Raw genomic sequence first — 17,392 nt, 5'->3', positions numbered from 1 at the left:
AGGCGACGTCGTCGTCGCGGATGAAGACGGTGTGGTGGTGGTCCCCGCGGCGTCGGCGCAGAGGGTGCTCGACAAGGCGGCGGCGCGCGAAGCCAACGAAGGCGAGAAGCGTGCGAAGCTGGCTTCGGGGGTGCTCGGCCTTGACATGTACAGCATGCGTGAACCGCTGAAACAGGCCGGACTGCGTTACATCGATTGAGAGGCGGAGAAACCATGAGTGAGCAGCTCACCGGCATCTCGTCGATGGCGACGCGCCTGTTACTCGCCGAGTTGGTCCAGGACTATGAGCGACTATCTGGGCAGCCGGTTGTCGTCAGGTCCGTTGGTGGTGTCGATGCCGCGCGACGCGTCGAGAGCGGCGAAGGGTTCGATTTTGTCGTACTCGCTGCCGATGTGATTGATTGGCTGGAAGCCGCCGGCCATGTCGTTTCGGGCAGTCGGGTCGATGTGGCCCGCTCGGGCGTGGCAATCGCAGTGGCAAGCGGTGCGCCGCGACCCGATGTCGTCACTGAGGCGGCGCTTCGCGACGCCGTTCTCGCCGCGCGCAGTATCGGGTATTCGACAGGACCCAGCGGTTCACACTTGACCCGCCTGTTTGAGCGCTGGGGCATTGCCGACGCGATTGCACCGCGCGTCGTGCAGGCTCCGCCCGGTGTTCCGGTCGGTGCACTTGTTGCACGCGGGGACGTCGAGTTGGGTTTTCAGCAGTTGAGCGAATTAATGCACTTGCCGGGAATCGATGTGATTGGCCGTATGCCTGCGGAAGTGCAGATCGTAACCGTCTTTTCAGCCGGCATATGTACGGCATCCGGGAAGCAAGATGTCGCGAAGGCGTTTCTCTCTTTTCTGGCTTCGTCACAATGCGATAAAGCCAGGCTGAATCAGGGGATGGAGCCTGTATAAAATCTGAAGGAGTCACCGCTCCTTCTTTTGCGCCTGCGCAGCGACCATCCAGCAGACCACTGCACCCGCGGCCCAACCGCATGCGAACATCAGTTCAAGGTCGAACAGGCTTTGGAAATTTTCCGCGTTCTCGTAGCTGCATGTTCGATGAGTTCGAAACTGGATACAGCCGGTTTGAGCGTACTGGAAAACGACAAATAGTTTATACAGACCGAACATCGTGAATGCCAGCGCAAGAAGCGCCAGTTTCGTTGGTTTTTTCATCGCATGGTCCGTTGGTTCAGTCTGACAGGATACCAATTGTCAGCGATACACACGCGCAGATTTCCCTCATTCGACATGTCGCGGGAAATCATAGAGAATCGGTTGGCATATCCCGCCGCGGATTGGCGCACTTGCGACACACGACCTCAGTGCTTATATTCCAGACGATTGCCGCAGGTGATCGAATGGCAATGCTGTACGGTCGCGGCGTGCTTTTCTGAGCGTTCACTAAACGATGCCGTCGCTACCTCCCATTGTGACCGCATGAAACGGGACCAGAATCGATGAATAAAGATCCAATAGATGCATCGGAACGTATTGACGAACTGATCGCCGGATTAACGGACTGGCGTGGCAAAACGTTCGCGAGTGTCCGCAAGACCATCCTTGAGTCCGACCCGGAGATAATCGAGGAATGGAAGTGGATGGGAAGCCCGGTGTGGTCTCGCGATGGCATGATCGCGGTCGCCAACGCGCACAAGGGGAAGGTGAAGGTTACCTTTGCGCACGGGGCCGGCATCGCGGATCCTGACAAACTCTTCAATGCGGGTCTCGAAGGCAACGCGCGACGAGTGATCGATTTTTTGGAGGGCGATAAGGTCAATGCACGCGCACTAAAAAATCTCGTCCGTGCCGCTATTGAGTACAACCAGACCCATTTGAAGAAGAACAAAGCGCCCGCGAGTACACGGGCGAAAGTAGACAAAAGTAAAGCGACGTGAAGGTACCGCCGCCGGTTACCTGGAGTGGAAAAACACAGCGCAGGTCTGCGCCGGCGTGACCGCGGTGGTCACCTTTCACAACCAGCGTTGCATAGATCGCATAAAGTTACCCTTCATACTGGACTCCTCCAAATAGACCCGTTAGTCTGACAACATTGCACGATGCAATCTGGCGATGCTGTCCTAACCGACAACGTGGGAGCCGAAACATGGAAGTGAGCACAGAGGCGCTTGTTGACATGCTGCGAGAGGTCGAAGCCGACGATCCGATCGACTACGCCGACCTTCCTTTCGGAGAGCAGGAACTCAGGCGTCTGGTGATGACCTCTCTCGTTGAGCGCCACCACCAGGTCGAGGCCGGCAACATGTCGGTGTCCGACATCCATGCGCTGTATCTCCTGAGCACCGCCAAGCTGGTTCTTGAGAACACTGTGCTTCACGCAAGGCTGCTTCTGCTTCAGGGGCGGCAGATCGATGTGCAGTCGCTGCTGGCGCCATTCACGCTCAAGGGCAAATCCTAGGCCGGTCGAGGAAGGGCCCGAGCAGCGGGGCGAACCTCCTCATCAAACGGGCGTGGTTCGTTAGCGTGACGCCTGAAGATTGATTCGAGCCAGGACGTTCGAGGCTAAGGGCGCGCGGCTGTATCGAAGAACTCCACCCAGCGGGTCACCAGACCGTCTTTGACGGTGAAGATATGCACCCATTCTGATTCGAACGATTTGCCTGTCGCCTTGATGGTCGACGCGACAAAGCCGAGTACGATAATGTGCTCGCCCGCATCGATGAATTCACGGGGCTCGAAGCGGGTAATTTCCTCAGCCAAAAAGAGGTCGTCGAAAAATCGCTGCACGTCCGCGCGCGTGCGACATTGGGTGGCATACGGGAGCCTGGCAGGCCCCACCACGCGCCAGTCGACGTCAGCGGGAATCAGCGCCAGCAGCGCGTGAATATCGCCCCGGCCGAAGGCGGCGTATGCGTCTTTGACGACCTTCATCGCGTTGCTCATGTCAATCTCCCGGGCGGCAGCCAACGTGGACACAGAGGAGCACACAGACATCGACGGACGCGTCGCTCCGCTATCGACAGTAACTGCGTCCTATCATAGAACCCGTCCGGTCAAAATTCACGCTGCAGCGCGGTTCGGTCGGCGCGCGGAGATAAACGCCGACCCGCCGGCCGTCGCTCAGTTCTGAAAGTAATTCAGACCAAGCGCGCCTTTCACCTCGGATACCGTCGCACCCGCCACTTCCCGCGCGCGCATCGTCCCGCGGCGCAGGACGTTCAGCACCTCCGCGCGGTCAGCTTCGAACTCGCGGCGGCGCTCCCGAATGGGGGCGATCATCGACTGCAGCCGTTCGTTGAGTACACGCTTGACCACGCTGTCGCCAAGGCCGCCGCGGCGGTAGTGCGCTTTGAGTTCGTCGACCATCGGGACGTCCGGCTCGAACGCGTCGAGGAACGCGAACACGACATTGCCTTCCACCTGACCCGGGTCGTTGACGCGCAGATGGTTAGGGTCGGTGTACATGTTGTTCACGGCCTTGGTGATTTCGTCCGGCGTGGCGCCCAGCGTGATCGCGTTGCCCAGCGACTTGCTCATCTTGGCTTTGCCGTCGATGCCAGGCAGCCGCGCGACGTGCGAGAGCACCGCTTCGCATTCGACCAGCACCTGTTGATCGACCGTATTGTTGAAACGGCGCACCAGTTCGTTGGTTTGTTCGATCATCGGCAACTGGTCGTCACCGACAGGTACGCGCGTCGCCTTGAACGCGGTGATGTCGGCGGCCTGGCTGACCGGATACGTCAGAAAGCCGGCGGGGATGTCCCGCTCGAAACCGCGCAGCACGATTTCCGCCTTGATGGTGGGATTGCGCTCGAGGCGTGCGACCGTCACGAGATTAAGCAGGTACTGGGACAGTTCCGCGAGCTCGGGCACCTGCGACTGGATGAAGATGGTCGACTTCGCCGGGTCGATGCCGACCGCGAGATAGTCGAGCGCCACCTCGATGACGTTTTCCGTGACTTTCTGGTGTCGGCCGACGTTGTCGGTCATGGCCTGCGCATCGGCAAGCAGCAGGAACTGCTGCGCTTCGTTCTGGAGTTGCACACGCGAGCGCAACGAGCCGATGTAGTGGCCGAGGTGCAGCGGGCCGGTCGTGCGGTCGCCGGTGAGGATAATGGGCTGGTTCGTGGTCGGTTTTGCGTCTGTCATGGTCTCGGGTTGTGCGTTTGTCGATACCACCAGCCGTCAGCGCGCAGAAACGAAAATGCCGCCAGGACTGGCGGCATCACGTTTCGATGGTCGAGTGGAAACGGGCCGCCTAAGTCAGGCGCGCCACCAACAATTCAGCGTGATCGGCTTCGTATCCATCGGCAGAGTATAACGCGGCGGATCGCCGTGGCGTCGGCAGCGGCCCGGAAAGTGCGCCCCGACGGCCGCATCCGGGAGTGCGAACCAGTCACGACGACGCGCCGAGCAACCCGCTGTGCAACTATTTCGCACCGCCGCCTAGGCCGCCGAGAAAACGACCGCTGCGGCGTCCTCGACCTGCGTGAACGTGCGTACGAAGCGATAGGCCTGGCCGCCGATCTCCATCTCGTTGACGCCCGAGCGGGTCAGTTCCAGCATTTCATTGGCGAGCGGGATGGCAATCGTGCCGAGCTTCTTCATTTCCTCGAGCAGACCGGCCGGGTCGCCCAGGTAGACGGTGCAAAGGTCGTTCGTGTGGCGCGTCATGACCACGCTCGACGCCTTGTCGAGCGAGAGTTCGAGATACTCGACCAATGTCTGCAGCGACTCTGGCACGGGCCCGTGAGCGCCGTTCATCGATGTATTTGCGACTGTCATCTTGTAGTCCCCCATCGCGCCGATCTACGGGTAGGCCGCTGGAGATCAGCGGTGCATCCACTATACGGCATCGTACATCGATACTCGACTCGCGAGGCTCCCGGGGGGCGGCGATGGTCAATCAGAGAACGCCCAGCACCGACTTCGGCTCCAGAAACGCTTCCAGCCCAAACGTGCCGTATTCACGCCCAATCCCGGATTGCTTGAAGCCGCCGAACGGCGCAGCCGGCTCATGGGCCAGCGTGTTGACCAGTACGCGTCCCGCTTCGATCCGCGACGCGACCTCATGCGCGCGTTGCTTGTCCCGCGACAACACATAGGCCTGCAAGCCATAGCTGGTATCGTTAGCGATCGCGATTGCCTCGTCGGTGTCGCGATAGCCGATGATCGACAGCACCGGGCCGAAAATCTCCTCACGCGCAATCGTCATGTCGTTCGTGACATCGCTGAAGACGGTCGGGCGCACGAACCAGCCCGCGTTGACGCCATCCGGCCGTCCCTGGCCGCCCGCGATCAGGCGCGCGCCCTCGTCCATGCCGACGCCGATATAACGCTGCACGCGCTCCCACTGCTTCTGGCTGACCATCGGGCCGACCGTCGTTTGCGGATCGCGCGGATCGCCTGACTGGCTGCGCGCGACCTCTTCCAGCACGCGCGTTTCGAACTCTGCGAGCCGTTGTCGCGGCACGAGAATGCGAGTGCCCGCGATGCACGCCTGACCGCTATTCATGAAGCCGGCCTGAATGGCGAGCGGCACCGCTTCGTCGAAGTCCGCGTCGTCGAGCACGATCACGGGCGACTTGCCGCCGAGTTCGAGCGTCACGCGCTTGAACGTGTCGGACGCCGTGCGCAGAATCGTTTTGCCGACCGCCGTGGAACCGGTGAACGACAGCTTCGTGACATCCGGATGCGAACTGATCTCCGCGCCTACGATGTCGCCGCGCCCTGTCACGATGTTGAACACGCCCGCAGGCAGGCCCGCTTCATGCAGCGCCGCGGTCACGATGCGCGTCTGTATCGCGCTCATCTCGCTCGGCTTGATAACGGCCGTGCAGCCCGCAGCCAGAGCGGCAGCGAGCTTGCCGCAGATGAAGCCCGCGTCGCTATTCCACGGCGTGATCAAACCCGCGACGCCCAACGGTTGCATCACGACCTCGGCGCTGCCCGCGCGGCGCGTGAATGCGTAGTCCTGCAAGACCTTCGCCGCTTCGAGCAGGACGTTGCTCGCATGCTGCGCCATCCAGCGGCCACGCGACACCGGCGCGCCATATTCTTCGGTGATCGCTTCGTAAAGCTCGTCTTCTTTTGCCACGACGGCTTCATGCATGCGCTTTAGCATGTCGATGCGTTCACGCGGGCTGGTGCGCGAGAAAACGGGAAACGCGCGTTTCGCGGCGGCGATGGCGTTTCGTGCGTCTTGCGCGTCGGCGAGGCGCACCTGGCCGATCACCTGCTCCGTCGCCGGATTGAAGAGATCGAACATTTCGCCGCCGTGCGGCGTGACGAACGCGCCGTCGATATAGATCTTGTCGATGATTTGCATGCTTGCTCCAAAGAAGGCTCCGAACGAATCACAATAGACCGCCGGTATTGCGTTGACTAGCCGTACAATCAAGCACGTCACGTTGAGCAATTTGGGACAATGAAAACTTCGGGTTTGGGTGAACTTGAGGCCATTCTGGCCGTCGCGCGCCATCGCAGCTTTCGGGCGGCGGCGACCGAACTCGGCGTGTCGACGTCCGCGCTCAGTCACTCAGTTGCGGCGCTCGAAGCGCGCATCGGCGTTCGTCTCTTCAATCGCACGACGCGCAGCGTGTCGCTGTCGGAAGCGGGCGCGCAATTCGTCGACAGCGTGGCGCCCGCGCTGTCCACGATCCGCGTCGCAATCGAACAGGCCGGCAGCTTTCGCGACACGCTGTCGGGCACGTTGCGCATCAATGCATCGGTGGGCGCGGCGAGGCAAGCAATGCCGCTCTTCATCGCGTTTCTGGCTCGCTATCCCGACATGAAACTCGATCTCGTGACCGAGGGCAGGCTGATCGATATCGTCGTCGAAGGTTTCGATGCGGGTATCCGTCTGGCCGAAACGGTGCCGCAGGACATGATCGCGGTGCCGTTCGGCGATAAGCAACGCTTCGCCGTCGTTGGCAGTCCCGCTTATTTTGCGCAGCACAAAGCGCCGCGCACGCCCGCCGATCTGCTCGCGCACCGCTGTATCCGCACACGCATGCCGAGCGGCGCGATCTACCATTGGGAATTCGAGCGCCGCGGCGAGACGGTGCGTATCGACGGAAAAGGCGCGCTGACGCTCGACGAACCGGGCCTGATGCTCGAGGCGGCACGCGCCGGCCTCGGCGTGACCTATCTGACCGAATGGAATGTCGCCGCGGATCTGCAGGCGGGCGCGCTGGTGCGCGTGCTGGAGGATTGGACTCCGCCGCTGGACGGCCTGTGTTTGTATTATCCCGGCCGTCGTCACGCGCCTGCCGGGTTACGGGCGCTCATCGATATGATCCGCGAACACGCCGATGCACAGCGCGAACAGGCGCGGACCAAGCGCAAGCCACGTGGCGCACGGTAAATCTCATGGAGTTCGGCCGCCATTGTCGTTCCGCGCGAATACGTCGAAAAGTGCTAGGCCTTGGCACGCGCCGTTAAACGCGCGTACAGAGGACCACTTCAATACGTAATTTTTTCCTCCTCGGACGGGGGCGGCGTGTTTCCTCAGTCGAATTAACCCGATCCTCTATGTTTACGTAATAATCGCAATACGCGCGGGTTTCGATTCATCAACCATCAAAAATGCGTAGGTCATGGCTTTCAGCGAACCAAGGTCTCCATTTTTTAAGTGGGTCGTCTCTTCCTCTCAGGATCTGAGCGCGGACAATCGGCAGATATTGCTTGCCAATCTGTTCACGCGAACCGCCTCGATCGTGTTCGCTTCGATTTGTGAAATCAGCGTCTGCGCCACCGCTTTCTACCTTTATCCCAAGGCTCTTTACGCGAGTTGGGGCAGCGCCGTTGTCGTATTGCTGATCGCCCGGCTCGCGTTAATCTGGTTGTGCTGCTCCCGCAGCGCCAACGGTCAGCCGACACCTACCTCCGCGTTTCTGTTCGCAAGCCTGCTCTGGAGCGCGCTGTTCGGCTACGGCACCTTGCTGTGCAACATTAGCGGAGACCAAACGCTTTTCCTGCTCGGCAACGTTTGTGCCGTGGGCGTTATCGGCGGATTGGCCGGACGCAATGCGGGCACGCCGCGGCTCGTACTGCTGCAAATCACCTTCATTCTTGGGCTACTAGCGCTCGGTGCGGCGCTGTCTCCCGGCTCCGGCAAACTTGTGCTGCTTTTCCAGGCGCCGTTCTGCGCCGCCGGCTTCTTTACGGTTGCGCTGCGCAGCAATCGCGACACAGTCGCGTTGCTTCTGGCGCGGGAAAACAGCCACCGGCTCGCGCATCACGACAGCCTCACCGGTTTGCCCAATCGTGCGCGTATCAGTGAGCTGCTGCTCGAACGCACGGAGATGGGCGCGCTACGCAACGATCAATCGTTCGCTGTTCTATTGATCGATCTGGACGGCTTCAAGGCCATCAATGACAGCCTGGGCCATGCCGCCGGAGATCAGATCCTTCAGGAAGCGGCAATTCGCTTGCGTGAGGTGTTGCCGAGCGGCGATCTCGTCGGACGCCTGGCCGGCGATGAGTTCGTGGCGCTTTCCGATGGTACGGGACGGGCTCGCGACGTGCGCATTCTGGCGGACCGCATCGTGAAGACGCTGGCGCGACCGTTCGCGCTGCGCGAGGCGCTGGTGCACATCGGTGCGAGCGTGGGCGTCTCGCTCTATCCCGAGCACGCGAGGACTGGCCCGCAACTACTGATCTGCGCCGATCGCGCCTTGTATGCGGTGAAACGTAGCGGCAAAAGCGCATTCGCTATTTTTGATGCCGCGAAACACGCTTCGGATGAAAGCCTGAGCCTTCTGCGCAGCGATCTGGAAGGCGCGCTGCATTCGTTCAGTGGTTTGCGCATGGAGTACCAACCCATCATCGATCTCAGCAGCGGTGCGGTGTCCGGCCGCGAGGCGCTGATGCGCTGGACCCATCCCACGCGCGGCGAACTCTCGCCTTCCGCGTTCATTCCTACCGCGGAACGTACGGGCCTCATTCTGGCGTTGGGCGAATGGGCTTTGCTGCAATCGTGCCAGGAAGCGGTGACCTGGCGAGACAGGGTAACCGTCGCGGTGAATGTATCGCCGGTGCAGTTGCGAGAGGAGTCGTTTGCGTCGATCGTTTCGGCGATTCTCCGCAAGACGAAGCTTCCGCCGCAGCGCCTGAATATCGAGGTCACGGAAACGGTGCTACTGAACGACGACGTCGTGACCCGGCGCAACGTCGGGAGGCTGCGTGCGTTGGGCATCGGTCTCGCACTCGACGATTTCGGCACCGGCTTCTCGACCATGTCGACCCTCGTGCGCTTTTCGTTCGACAAGCTCAAGATCGATAGCTCGTTCGTCAAGGAGTCCGTGCATCGTCGAGAGTCGGCGGCGGTGGTGCGCGGCATCGTGGCGTTGGCGCGGGAAATCGGCATGCCGACTACGGCGGAAGGCATCGAGACGCAAGAGCAACTGGATTTCGTGCGCGTATGCGGATGCACGCATGCTCAAGGCTTTCTGCTCGGCAAGCCAGTGCAGGGGCACGAGATTGCGCGGATTGAAGAAAAGGTTGCCGCGCATTCCGCGGATAAGGAATGAGCGTTCATGAATGCCGACACCGAGGCGAATATGCAACCTGCCTTGCAATTCCAGCTACGGATTACCGTCTCGCCCGAACTGGCCGACACGTTACGCGCTGACCCGACATGTGCTTCGCATGGCGCGCTTCGTGATGTTCTGCGCAGACACGACGCGACGTTGAAATGCCAGTTCGATGCATTCGCCGACTACGTGAGCGAAGCAGAACGGCGGGGCACGGAAAACTATCCGCTCTATCAATGGACTCGCGAGACGATCGAGAACCCGGAGAAGAAGGCGAAGTACTTGCAATCGTTTACTGTCTACGTGAAGGGCGGCGAGGTCTACGGCAAAGATGTCGCCGACATCATGGAAAACGAACTATTGCAGTTGGTCAGTGAAGACGGAATACAGCGTGTCTCCAGATTCGATACCAATCCGGCGAATAATCCGCAGCCGCCTCAACGATAGCCGTTACGCTTACTAAACGTAAAGTTCGTCGTGCCTCTGCACAGTGTCAGCTAATCGTCATTTCGGTTTTACATTTGGCGACAAGGCGTTGAGTTCGTGAGACGATGCATGCTCACTTTTTCTCGAGGAGAGCGACATGGGACTCTTGGACGAAGCAGGAAAGATTGCGGGGGCGATCGCCGCCGTGGAAGCGGCAGAAAAAGTGGATCCGGAAGCGGGTTTGCTGACGAAAGGCATCGCCGCTATCGCCGGTTTTGAAGGCGCCGGTAAGCTGGAATCAATGATAGAAAAGAAAGACGACGACAAGCAGGATGTCGCCGACAACACCCAGTCCACGGACGACACGAATCCGCAGACGTGAGTGGTGGGTTGCCGCCGGCCGCATGATCCACAACGGAATACATGCGCCGGCAACGCTTCGGCGCTCTGTTCTGGGCGTAGTCAGTTACCGGTTCATTCAGCGCGCTTGCGGCCGCTCGCTGTTGCCTCAGTGCGGGGCGGTATTCAACGCGAAGCTCGCATGTTCAAAGGCGAAATGACACGCGGCGCCGTCGGAGTCCACGTCCGCGCGTGTCTGCAGCACGCCGGTTACGTCGATGCGGTCACCGGTCTTGTACACCGAGGTCCGCTTGTCGTTCACCATCAGATCATCGCGCGTCGTCGCCACGCCGATGCATTTGGGCTTGGTCGGCTCCCTGAACACGATCACATACTTGCCCGACTTTCCGACAAGCCCGTCGGAATGGGTGACGCGCGTGACGATACCGGTCACGATCAGCCGGCGCTCGTCCCATTTCTTCTTCGCGTTATTTTCATTCTGCTTCCAGTCGACGGCCATCTCGGTCATCGTGGTCCGCTGTGCGGCCGTCAATCCGCGGAAATCGCCGCTCAGGACGTCGCCGGTCGTGTCGAGGAAATCCGAGGTCGAGGACATCGCGCCGTCCATTGAAGCGCAACCGCCCAATAATGCTGCGATCAATAACGTTGCCGCCGTATATTTCATTTTCATATTCATGGCAATGTGATTTAGTCCGAAGCGCGGCTAGGGGCGCGCGAATCCCCGCCGCCTGCTGTTAATGCCGGCGGGCTGGTTGGTAAAATTGAAATGTGTTTAAAGGCGGAAAGCCTGGAATCTGCCCGTGGTCTGATTTTGGTCGTTAAAAGTTATAAAAATCAATTGTTTGAGCGTGCGCTAAGTTCGCCCTACACGCCGTTCGGCAATTGTTTCTAGCTGCGCCGCATATCGAAATGCACGCTAAAAAATGACTTTTGAATGAATGATTTTATGAAGTGAGTTTGGTTTTTTTAAAATGATATATATCGGTCTACCACCATGTAAATCGTCTGATTTTCAATGCGGATGGGCAAGCATGAGATTGTCCGCACCGTGCGGTTTCATCCGAGTGTCATAGCCTGGCGACTACGATGGCTGGTCGTCTCCATTGCGCGCCGGTCTTCAGCGCACTCGCGGTTCACGCAGAACGCGGTGTGCGTGTCCCTATGCGCCGGCGTCCTTCCACTCCCGTACAACAACACCAGACATGTCGAACAGAAAAATCGCTAAGGCGTCGCCGACCGATCAGGGCGCTTCCATCGTCTCGCGTCGTGGGTTCCTGAAGTTTGCCGGCGCATCCAGTCTCGCTACGGCGGCGGGCACGCTTTCATCGGCGGCGCGCGCGGCGAACAGCGCACCCGACGGTACACCGGAACAGGTCCACCTGACTTGGGGCAACGATCCGACCCACGAGGTCACGGTGTCGTGGGCGTCGCTTGCGCCGGCAGTGAACCCGCAGGTGCGCGTCAGCGGCGCGCGCGAGGGGAAACATACGGTGCATGGCGTCCAAAGCACCTATACGGACGGCCTCAACGGCGAGGTCGTGTTCACATATCACGCGCGTCTGCGAGATCTGAAGCCCGATACGAGCTACGAATACGAGGTGACCGCGGAGAACGACAGCAATGCCGCTCAACCTTTCACGGCGAGCTTCCGTACTGCGCCGCGCGGACGTGCGCCGTTTCGCTGGACTAGTTATGGCGATCTCGCCACGCCGAATACCGCCTGGGTTCTGTCGTCGCCGCAAAGCCGCTTCGCGGTGCAGGCGGTCGAGCGCTTTCAGCCGCTGTTCCACTTGCTCAACGGCGACCTGTGTTACGCCAACCTGAATCCGACGCACCAGCCAGACGTGTGGCGCGACTTCGGCAACAACTGCCAGACGTCCGCGTCGAACCGGCCGTGGATGCCGTGTCCGGGCAACCACGAACTCGAGTTCCATAACGGCGAACAAGGTCTCGCGTCGTATCTCGCGCGCTATACGCTGCCGGACAATCACACGCGCTTTCAGGGCCGCTGGTACAGCTTTCGAGTGAGTTCCGTGCTGTTCGTTTCGCTCGATGCGGACGACGTCGTCTATCAGGACGCGGCCGCGTTCGTTGCCGGCCCGGATCCGCTGGTGCCGGTGGCGAGCACCGGCAATCCGCCCATTCAACCCGGCACGTCGCTCTATGTGCGCGGATATAGCGCCGGCGAGCAGACGCGCTGGCTCGAAAGAACGTTGCACCGTGCATCCGAAGACGACGAGGTCGACTGGATCATCGTCCAGATGCATCAGGACGCGATGAGTTCTACAAAGACCGGCAACGGTTCCGATAAAGGCATCCGCGAAGCCTGGTTGCCGCTGTTCGATCGCTACGGCGTGGACCTGGTGTTGTGCGGCCACGATCACGACTACGAACGCAGTTATCCCGTGCGCGGCTGCAATCACAACAAGGGCACCGACATCGCGACGGGCCGGCCGGTGGATACCTTGCAGCCGAAACCGGTGATGTCGGCGGTGTCGTCAGGTGCATCGACGTTCGATACGAGCCACGGCACGATTCACCTGATTCTCGGCGGCGGCGGCACAAGCGCACCGCTGGATGTCTACGGCGTGGATGCCGGCACGGGACTGCCGCAGGCGCGTATTTTCACGCGTCCCAACCGCCCGGTTGCCGGCACGACCGCCGGCACTTTCGTGCGCGCGGCCGCGGACGCCGTGGAAGATGCGATCTGGTCGGCGCAACGCGACACCGGCACCGGTTATGGCATCGCGGTGTTCGATCATGATCCGGGGCATCCGGGCGGTGAGACCACGATCACGATGAACTACTATCACGCGCCCGGCGCGGATCAAACGCCGACGCAGAACTACGAATTGTTCGAGACCATCGAGTTGAAAAAGAAGCGGCGCGGATAAGGTCCGAATGTGAGTGGTTGGCGGGCTGTCGGTCTACGGCGGCTCGCCAGTATCGTCGGCACGATATTCAATATGATTAGCTATCCGTAGGATATTCAAAAGCAACGGACCATCTTCTCTTCCTCTCTGACTTGAGGCTGTAAAAGCCTCTGCTCTCGACCCTTCGATCATTTTGTTACACGTCTTACCGATACAAAGCGACGTGGTTACAAAAGCCTTTCGCAAGCGCGGTTATACTCGGCGCCGTCAACAACAATGAAAGAGCTTGTTATGTCGAAGAGAATCCTCAAGATTGTTGCCGTTGCAGCGCTCACGGCTTCGGCGTCGTTGTCGGCAATGGCCGGCGATATGAACAACGCGCTCGGCGGCGCACTCGGCGGTGTCGCCGGCGCTGCGCTGGGTGGCGCGGTCGGCGGCAGCACGGGCGCCGTGCTCGGCGGTGCAGTGGGCGGTGGCGCCGGCGGCGCGGTCACGTCGAATCGCAGGGAACGCACGGGCGCCATTATCGGCGGTGCGCTTGGCGGCGGTGCGGGCACCGCGGCTGGCAATGCGATGGGCGGTCGCGGCGGTGGTCTCGTCGGCGCGGCGTTGGGCGGCGGCGCGGGTTCGGCGCTCGGCGGCAACATCTCGCGCTCCAACTCGTACGCCGACGACTATTCCCGCGGCAACCGATCGGGCAAGCGTCATCACAAGCATCGGCATTACGACTGAGCGGAGAGCGAGACGGCGACCTGGTTCGTAGCACAAGTACTTGCCCGCGCGCTAATTGCACCGGGCAATACGTGACCGACGCTCCGCATTGACTTTGCTTCGTCGATGGTTATCGTAAACGGTCCTCGCAGTCGCATGCCGACACACGCTGCGAGGTTACTTCACGATCCACTCCATCTTCAGGAGACGAAAAAAGATGCCACGAGTGTATTGCGCAGGACCGCTCTTCAACGCAGCCGAACGAACTGAAATGGAGTCAATTGCCGCCACGCTGGAGGCTGCGGGTTTGACGACATTTCTTCCGCATCGCGACGGTCTCGAGTTCGCGAAGCTCAAGCCGGAACTCGAGAAGCTCGGCGCGTCGGTTGAAGAAGCCGCGCACATGCTCGACCGCGCAATCTTCAGCCTGGATACCTATCAGTTGCTCAGGTGTTGCGATGCAGTCGTCGCCAATCTCAACGGCCGTGTTGCCGATGAAGGCACGGTTGTCGAGGCGTCGCTTGCGTGGCATGCAGGCAAGCCGCTTGTACTCTTCAAGGCCGACGCACGCTCCATGCTCAGCGGCTCCGACAATCCGATGCTCACGGGCCTAGGTGATTTCGACGTGGTCAATCAACTGTCGGCATTGCCGCAGGCCATTCTGGAAGCCGTCGCGCGCGATCGGAGTCGCAGCGTGGAGCAGACGTTGGAGAAAGGTGCGGAGATCGCGTCGCTTCGCGAGGGTGGTGGCGAGTTGACTGCGCTTGCGAAGACGTTGTACAGCGCTTCCAAGAAGCCATAAGCCATGATGCCTGCAAGGCAGGCGCTCTATTTGGAAGATTGCGAAAGTGCGGCAGAGTCCGCGCTTGCATCGGCTTGTACCGTTTGCAGCATGGGGGTAAATGCGCCCATGAGCTTCCCCTGGTCTTTCAGCTTCGTGAGAATCTCGATCGTCCGGTTGCGGAAATTGCGCTGCTCATCCGGTGTGGCGCTCAATTTACTCAACAGAAAATACGCCTCCGCCAGTGTCGACTGAGTCATCGCATTGTCTGGATCACGCTTCGCGACAGGCTCGATGGCATCCATGGCCTTGCGCGCTTCAGAAGCACCGCCGGCGGTGTCGTTCTGCGCCATGAGCGTGCTTGCACGGATGATGTGGAACTCCGCGAGCGTCTGGCGCAAACTCGCGTTCGACGGATCGTCGCGAGCGAGCACATCGACAATGTCGATGCTCTTCTGCGACTCGGCCAAAGCGCCAGCCAGGTCATTCTGGCCTAAGAGCGCCGCGCTCAAAAACGAGTGACCCGTGGCGAGATCGGACTGCCATGACTTGTTGCCGCGCGCGCTTTGCGCGAGCGCGGTGAGCATTTCAATGCCGCGCCGCGCCTCGTTTGCCGCCTGTACCGCGTCTTTGTGCACGAGTAATAGCATCGCGATGCTCACGTGCGCGAGGGCCACGCTCTCCTGCAAATAGCGGTGGTCAGGTTCACGGCTGGAGAGCGACTCGCCGAGCGTTAGCGCCTGGCGCAACTCAGCTAACGCCGCGTCGTTGTCACCGCGCGCAATGAGTGCATCCGCATGACGCAAATGCGCGGAGAGAATCTCTTTCTGCACATCGACATTGTTCGGGTCCTTCTCTGACTGCGCTTGGGCGATGTTCAGCGTGGTCTGATACTCCGCCAGCGCGCCCGCGTAGTCTCCCTTCGATTCCAACGCAATGCCCAGCCTTTGATGAGCGGAAAATCGCGCCTCGGCGACCGTCATGATTCTGGGCGAAGAATTGTGCGGTTTAGCCGGATCAGCCAGACCGCGTCGATCGAGCGCGTCGGCCACCGTCACCGCCTGGCGATACGACGCCAATGCGCCGGTCAAGTCGCCTTGCTCGAGAAGGCTGTCGCCGATGCGCGAGCGGGCCAGTGCGAGATCGAGCTGCAGATCGACATCGTCCGGCTTGCCACGTGCAAGCGATTCGACGATCACCATGCTTTGCCGAAACTCCGCCAGGGAATCCGCGGTCTTTCCTGCGGATTGAAGGACGGCGCCGATCGAGTCATGCGTGACGGCAAGATCGCGTTGCCACTCCTGGTTGCCCGGATCCTGCTGAACCAGCTTCTGCAATATGGCAAGCGCCTGTCTGAAGTGCGCAAGCGCGCTATCGAGATTGCCTTGCTTCTGGATTTCGACACCCATTCGGTCATGCGTTACCGCAAGGTCGCTGAGCAAGGCAGCATTGTCGGGCGACGCTGCCCGTTTTCGTTCCAGCAGCGCGCGCGCTTGATCGAATGTCGTCAGCGCCTGTTGCGTCTGGCCGAGCCGGTCTTGCAGGTCGCCGATGAAAATCAGCGTGTCCGGATCGTCGGGTTCGTATCCGGCCGCGCGCTGGTACGCCTTGAGCGCGCCTTCGGTGTCGGTGAAGAACGCCAGTGCGCCTTGCTGCCGGGCCAGTTCCGCAGCCTTATGCTTGTCGGCCGCGGCCGAACTCGCGTTCTGCTCCGCCTGTCTGGCGACGTTGGCCTCCTGATCATGCAATAGCGCAACTGACGGAGCCGAATCGCCTGCTTGCAAGGCCGCCAGTGCCTGGTTGGCTGCCGGCGCCGTAGTGGGTGCTTGCGTCATTGCCTGGATGGACGCCACGGCTTTTTTCAATTCGTTGAGCAGCCGCGCTTCTTCGCGCATTCGTGACTTCAACTCCGACAGCACGGCCGCGTCGGCCGAACTGACGTTGATCGTGTTGCCGTTGCCGATGACATTGGTCGCGATGCCGCCGCCAGAGGCTGAAGCCGACTGGCGCTCATTCGACGCGCGTATTGCCGTTTGTGCCGATGCTGATCCCGCCGCGGCAACCGCGACGGCGAGTACGATCGTGGCGATCCGCACAGACAGGTGGCTCGACGGGTTCATTTTCTGATCACAACCACATTGCTCGAGCCCGACACGTTGGTAGCAGCGTCACCATTCGCGGTCGCGCTCTGATTGACCGGTTGCGGCGGGGGTGGTGCGGACGGCGCAGTGGCGGCCTGAACGGGGTGAGTTTCGGGCGAGGCCGGTTGATGGAGGATGCCCATCGTCGTGAGCACGCCGATTAGCGCGACAATGCCGGCACCGACGAATTGCAGCACCGTGCGATTATCCTTTTCCTTGAGCCAGCGCCACAAGCCTCGCGGCTCCGGCGCCTTGTTCGCCGCACTCTCCCGCGCTTTTGGCCGAACGCGCACGCCCATGGCAGCCTCCTTGCGTCGATGCCGATACCTCCGTTTTAGTTAAGACGATCCGCACCCGCCAGAAAGAAAAAAGGTCGCGACTCGCAGTGCAATTCATCACACAAAAGTGGAGGTAATACCCCCACTTGACGGTGCATCCGCCAAGTGACAGTATCGCCGCCCGATGCGCATGAATTGCTGATTCGCGGAATGCTCCGTGCGCGGCAACGCAACTGCTGAACTCCACGAATGCGCGTGCCGCTTCCCAGGCCGCCTTTAGAACGCAAGACAAGGACCGAACCTTCAATGTAGATTTTCGACGGAGGTCACTCAT

Annotated in this window: 18 protein-coding genes and 1 pseudogene; 11 read left to right on the top strand and 8 right to left on the bottom strand. The window is 60.6% G+C overall.

The genetic code is table 11. The features are described from left to right. Together PQR42_RS08335 and PQR42_RS08330 are read left to right on the top strand one after the other, a co-directional pair. A pseudogene (locus PQR42_RS08335) lies at window positions 1–199 on the top strand (4-carboxy-4-hydroxy-2-oxoadipate aldolase/oxaloacetate decarboxylase); the annotation flags it as partial. Window positions 200–213: 14 nt separating this feature from the next. Further along, window positions 214–903 carry a substrate-binding domain-containing protein gene (locus PQR42_RS08330; protein ID WP_408383038.1) on the top strand — a complete coding sequence of 230 codons (690 nt, stop codon included), beginning with the start codon at window positions 214–216 and terminating at the stop codon, window positions 901–903. 12 nt (window positions 904–915) lie between these two features. On the opposite strand, the gene PQR42_RS08325 is transcribed toward PQR42_RS08330, so the two are convergent. Beyond that, window positions 916–1,167: a hypothetical protein gene (locus PQR42_RS08325; protein ID WP_408177334.1), complete on the bottom strand. Its 252-nt coding sequence runs from the start codon at window positions 1,165–1,167 to the stop codon at window positions 916–918. Window positions 1,168–1,451: 284 nt separating this feature from the next. On the opposite strand from PQR42_RS08325, the gene PQR42_RS08320 reads away from it, so the two are divergent. Together PQR42_RS08320 and PQR42_RS08315 are read left to right on the top strand one after the other, a co-directional pair. Further along, window positions 1,452–1,889, top strand: a complete 438-nt coding sequence (locus PQR42_RS08320; RefSeq protein WP_408383039.1) for a DUF1801 domain-containing protein — start codon at window positions 1,452–1,454, stop codon at window positions 1,887–1,889. A 209-nt stretch (window positions 1,890–2,098) separates the two neighbouring features. Next, the gene (locus PQR42_RS08315; RefSeq protein WP_012428971.1) at window positions 2,099–2,410 is read left to right on the top strand and encodes a hypothetical protein; all 312 of its coding nucleotides are present in this window, start codon (window positions 2,099–2,101) and stop codon (window positions 2,408–2,410) included. Window positions 2,411–2,514: 104 nt separating this feature from the next. Here the strand turns inward: PQR42_RS08315 and PQR42_RS08310 are convergent, their stop codons facing one another. The 4 genes from PQR42_RS08310 to PQR42_RS08295 all read right to left on the bottom strand — a co-directional run bounded on the left by PQR42_RS08310 (window position 2,515) and on the right by PQR42_RS08295 (window position 6,280). Beyond that, on the bottom strand, window positions 2,515–2,895 hold the full coding sequence (locus PQR42_RS08310; RefSeq protein ID WP_408204337.1) for a nuclear transport factor 2 family protein: 381 nt from the start codon (window positions 2,893–2,895) through the stop codon (window positions 2,515–2,517). A 177-nt stretch (window positions 2,896–3,072) separates the two neighbouring features. Beyond that, window positions 3,073–4,101 carry a tryptophan--tRNA ligase gene (gene trpS, locus PQR42_RS08305; RefSeq protein ID WP_408204338.1) on the bottom strand — a complete coding sequence of 343 codons (1,029 nt, stop codon included), beginning with the start codon at window positions 4,099–4,101 and terminating at the stop codon, window positions 3,073–3,075. 297 nt (window positions 4,102–4,398) lie between these two features. Then, window positions 4,399–4,737, bottom strand: coding sequence for a hypothetical protein (locus PQR42_RS08300; RefSeq protein ID WP_408383041.1), 339 nt, complete (start codon window positions 4,735–4,737; stop codon window positions 4,399–4,401). A 121-nt stretch (window positions 4,738–4,858) separates the two neighbouring features. Continuing rightward, window positions 4,859–6,280 (bottom strand): aldehyde dehydrogenase family protein, encoded by a 1,422-nt coding sequence (locus PQR42_RS08295; protein ID WP_408383043.1) that lies wholly within the window; start codon window positions 6,278–6,280, stop codon window positions 4,859–4,861. Window positions 6,281–6,379: 99 nt separating this feature from the next. On the opposite strand from PQR42_RS08295, the gene PQR42_RS08290 reads away from it, so the two are divergent. The 4 genes from PQR42_RS08290 to PQR42_RS08275 all read left to right on the top strand — a co-directional run bounded on the left by PQR42_RS08290 (window position 6,380) and on the right by PQR42_RS08275 (window position 10,296). Next, complete coding sequence (locus tag PQR42_RS08290) at window positions 6,380–7,318, top strand: LysR family transcriptional regulator (RefSeq protein WP_408383045.1); 939 nt, start codon at window positions 6,380–6,382, stop codon at window positions 7,316–7,318. 232 nt (window positions 7,319–7,550) lie between these two features. Continuing rightward, the gene (locus PQR42_RS08285) at window positions 7,551–9,485 is read left to right on the top strand and encodes a putative bifunctional diguanylate cyclase/phosphodiesterase (protein ID WP_408383047.1); all 1,935 of its coding nucleotides are present in this window, start codon (window positions 7,551–7,553) and stop codon (window positions 9,483–9,485) included. 30 nt (window positions 9,486–9,515) lie between these two features. Further along, entirely contained in the window at window positions 9,516–9,935 is a 420-nt protein-coding gene (locus PQR42_RS08280) for a hypothetical protein (protein ID WP_408383642.1), read from the top strand. Between the two features lie 136 nt (window positions 9,936–10,071). Next, the gene (locus PQR42_RS08275; RefSeq protein WP_408246791.1) at window positions 10,072–10,296 is read left to right on the top strand and encodes a hypothetical protein; all 225 of its coding nucleotides are present in this window, start codon (window positions 10,072–10,074) and stop codon (window positions 10,294–10,296) included. 126 nt (window positions 10,297–10,422) lie between these two features. Here the strand turns inward: PQR42_RS08275 and PQR42_RS08270 are convergent, their stop codons facing one another. Next, entirely contained in the window at window positions 10,423–10,869 is a 447-nt protein-coding gene (locus PQR42_RS08270; RefSeq protein ID WP_408383049.1) for a hypothetical protein, read from the bottom strand. 607 nt (window positions 10,870–11,476) lie between these two features. On the opposite strand from PQR42_RS08270, the gene PQR42_RS08265 reads away from it, so the two are divergent. From PQR42_RS08265 to PQR42_RS08255, 3 genes are all read left to right on the top strand, one after another. Next, a complete protein-coding gene (locus PQR42_RS08265; RefSeq protein WP_408383050.1) occupies window positions 11,477–13,168 on the top strand; it encodes a purple acid phosphatase family protein in 1,692 nt (563 codons plus the stop codon). A 270-nt stretch (window positions 13,169–13,438) separates the two neighbouring features. Beyond that, window positions 13,439–13,879 carry a hypothetical protein gene (locus tag PQR42_RS08260; RefSeq protein WP_408177320.1) on the top strand — a complete coding sequence of 147 codons (441 nt, stop codon included), beginning with the start codon at window positions 13,439–13,441 and terminating at the stop codon, window positions 13,877–13,879. A 196-nt stretch (window positions 13,880–14,075) separates the two neighbouring features. Continuing rightward, window positions 14,076–14,660 (top strand): nucleoside 2-deoxyribosyltransferase, encoded by a 585-nt coding sequence (locus PQR42_RS08255; RefSeq protein ID WP_408204346.1) that lies wholly within the window; start codon window positions 14,076–14,078, stop codon window positions 14,658–14,660. A gap of 26 nt (window positions 14,661–14,686) precedes the next feature. On the opposite strand, the gene PQR42_RS08250 is transcribed toward PQR42_RS08255, so the two are convergent. Beyond that, a complete protein-coding gene (locus PQR42_RS08250; protein ID WP_408493610.1) occupies window positions 14,687–16,759 on the bottom strand; it encodes a tetratricopeptide repeat protein in 2,073 nt (690 codons plus the stop codon). After that, a complete protein-coding gene (locus PQR42_RS08245; protein WP_408383052.1) occupies window positions 16,756–17,079 on the bottom strand; it encodes a hypothetical protein in 324 nt (107 codons plus the stop codon). The genes PQR42_RS08250 and PQR42_RS08245 overlap by 4 nt, the downstream gene beginning before the upstream one ends. Between the last annotated feature and the right edge of the window lie 313 nt (window positions 17,080–17,392).

This window comes from Paraburkholderia sediminicola, assembly GCF_046027355.1.
In the GTDB taxonomy this organism is placed as follows: Bacteria; Pseudomonadota; Gammaproteobacteria; order Burkholderiales; family Burkholderiaceae; genus Paraburkholderia; species Paraburkholderia sediminicola_B.
This window is presented reverse-complemented; position numbering and strand designations above follow the sequence as displayed.

What these genes read in the sequence shown, in the direction of transcription:
- PQR42_RS08330 (WP_408383038.1), top strand. Translation starts at nt 214, where the DNA reads ATGAGTGAGCAGCTCACCGGCATCTCGTCGATGGCGACGCGCCTGTTA.
- PQR42_RS08325 (WP_408177334.1), bottom strand. Translation starts at nt 1,167, where the DNA reads ATGAAAAAACCAACGAAACTGGCGCTTCTTGCGCTGGCATTCACGATG.
- PQR42_RS08320 (WP_408383039.1), top strand. Translation starts at nt 1,452, where the DNA reads ATGAATAAAGATCCAATAGATGCATCGGAACGTATTGACGAACTGATC.
- PQR42_RS08315 (WP_012428971.1), top strand. Translation starts at nt 2,099, where the DNA reads ATGGAAGTGAGCACAGAGGCGCTTGTTGACATGCTGCGAGAGGTCGAA.
- PQR42_RS08310 (WP_408204337.1), bottom strand. Translation starts at nt 2,895, where the DNA reads ATGAGCAACGCGATGAAGGTCGTCAAAGACGCATACGCCGCCTTCGGC.
- trpS (WP_408204338.1), bottom strand. Translation starts at nt 4,101, where the DNA reads ATGACAGACGCAAAACCGACCACGAACCAGCCCATTATCCTCACCGGC.
- PQR42_RS08300 (WP_408383041.1), bottom strand. Translation starts at nt 4,737, where the DNA reads ATGACAGTCGCAAATACATCGATGAACGGCGCTCACGGGCCCGTGCCA.
- PQR42_RS08295 (WP_408383043.1), bottom strand. Translation starts at nt 6,280, where the DNA reads ATGCAAATCATCGACAAGATCTATATCGACGGCGCGTTCGTCACGCCG.
- PQR42_RS08290 (WP_408383045.1), top strand. Translation starts at nt 6,380, where the DNA reads ATGAAAACTTCGGGTTTGGGTGAACTTGAGGCCATTCTGGCCGTCGCG.
- PQR42_RS08285 (WP_408383047.1), top strand. Translation starts at nt 7,551, where the DNA reads ATGGCTTTCAGCGAACCAAGGTCTCCATTTTTTAAGTGGGTCGTCTCT.
- PQR42_RS08280 (WP_408383642.1), top strand. Translation starts at nt 9,516, where the DNA reads ATGCAACCTGCCTTGCAATTCCAGCTACGGATTACCGTCTCGCCCGAA.
- PQR42_RS08275 (WP_408246791.1), top strand. Translation starts at nt 10,072, where the DNA reads ATGGGACTCTTGGACGAAGCAGGAAAGATTGCGGGGGCGATCGCCGCC.
- PQR42_RS08270 (WP_408383049.1), bottom strand. Translation starts at nt 10,869, where the DNA reads ATGTCCTCGACCTCGGATTTCCTCGACACGACCGGCGACGTCCTGAGC.
- PQR42_RS08265 (WP_408383050.1), top strand. Translation starts at nt 11,477, where the DNA reads ATGTCGAACAGAAAAATCGCTAAGGCGTCGCCGACCGATCAGGGCGCT.
- PQR42_RS08260 (WP_408177320.1), top strand. Translation starts at nt 13,439, where the DNA reads ATGTCGAAGAGAATCCTCAAGATTGTTGCCGTTGCAGCGCTCACGGCT.
- PQR42_RS08255 (WP_408204346.1), top strand. Translation starts at nt 14,076, where the DNA reads ATGCCACGAGTGTATTGCGCAGGACCGCTCTTCAACGCAGCCGAACGA.
- PQR42_RS08250 (WP_408493610.1), bottom strand. Translation starts at nt 16,759, where the DNA reads ATGAACCCGTCGAGCCACCTGTCTGTGCGGATCGCCACGATCGTACTC.
- PQR42_RS08245 (WP_408383052.1), bottom strand. Translation starts at nt 17,079, where the DNA reads ATGGGCGTGCGCGTTCGGCCAAAAGCGCGGGAGAGTGCGGCGAACAAG.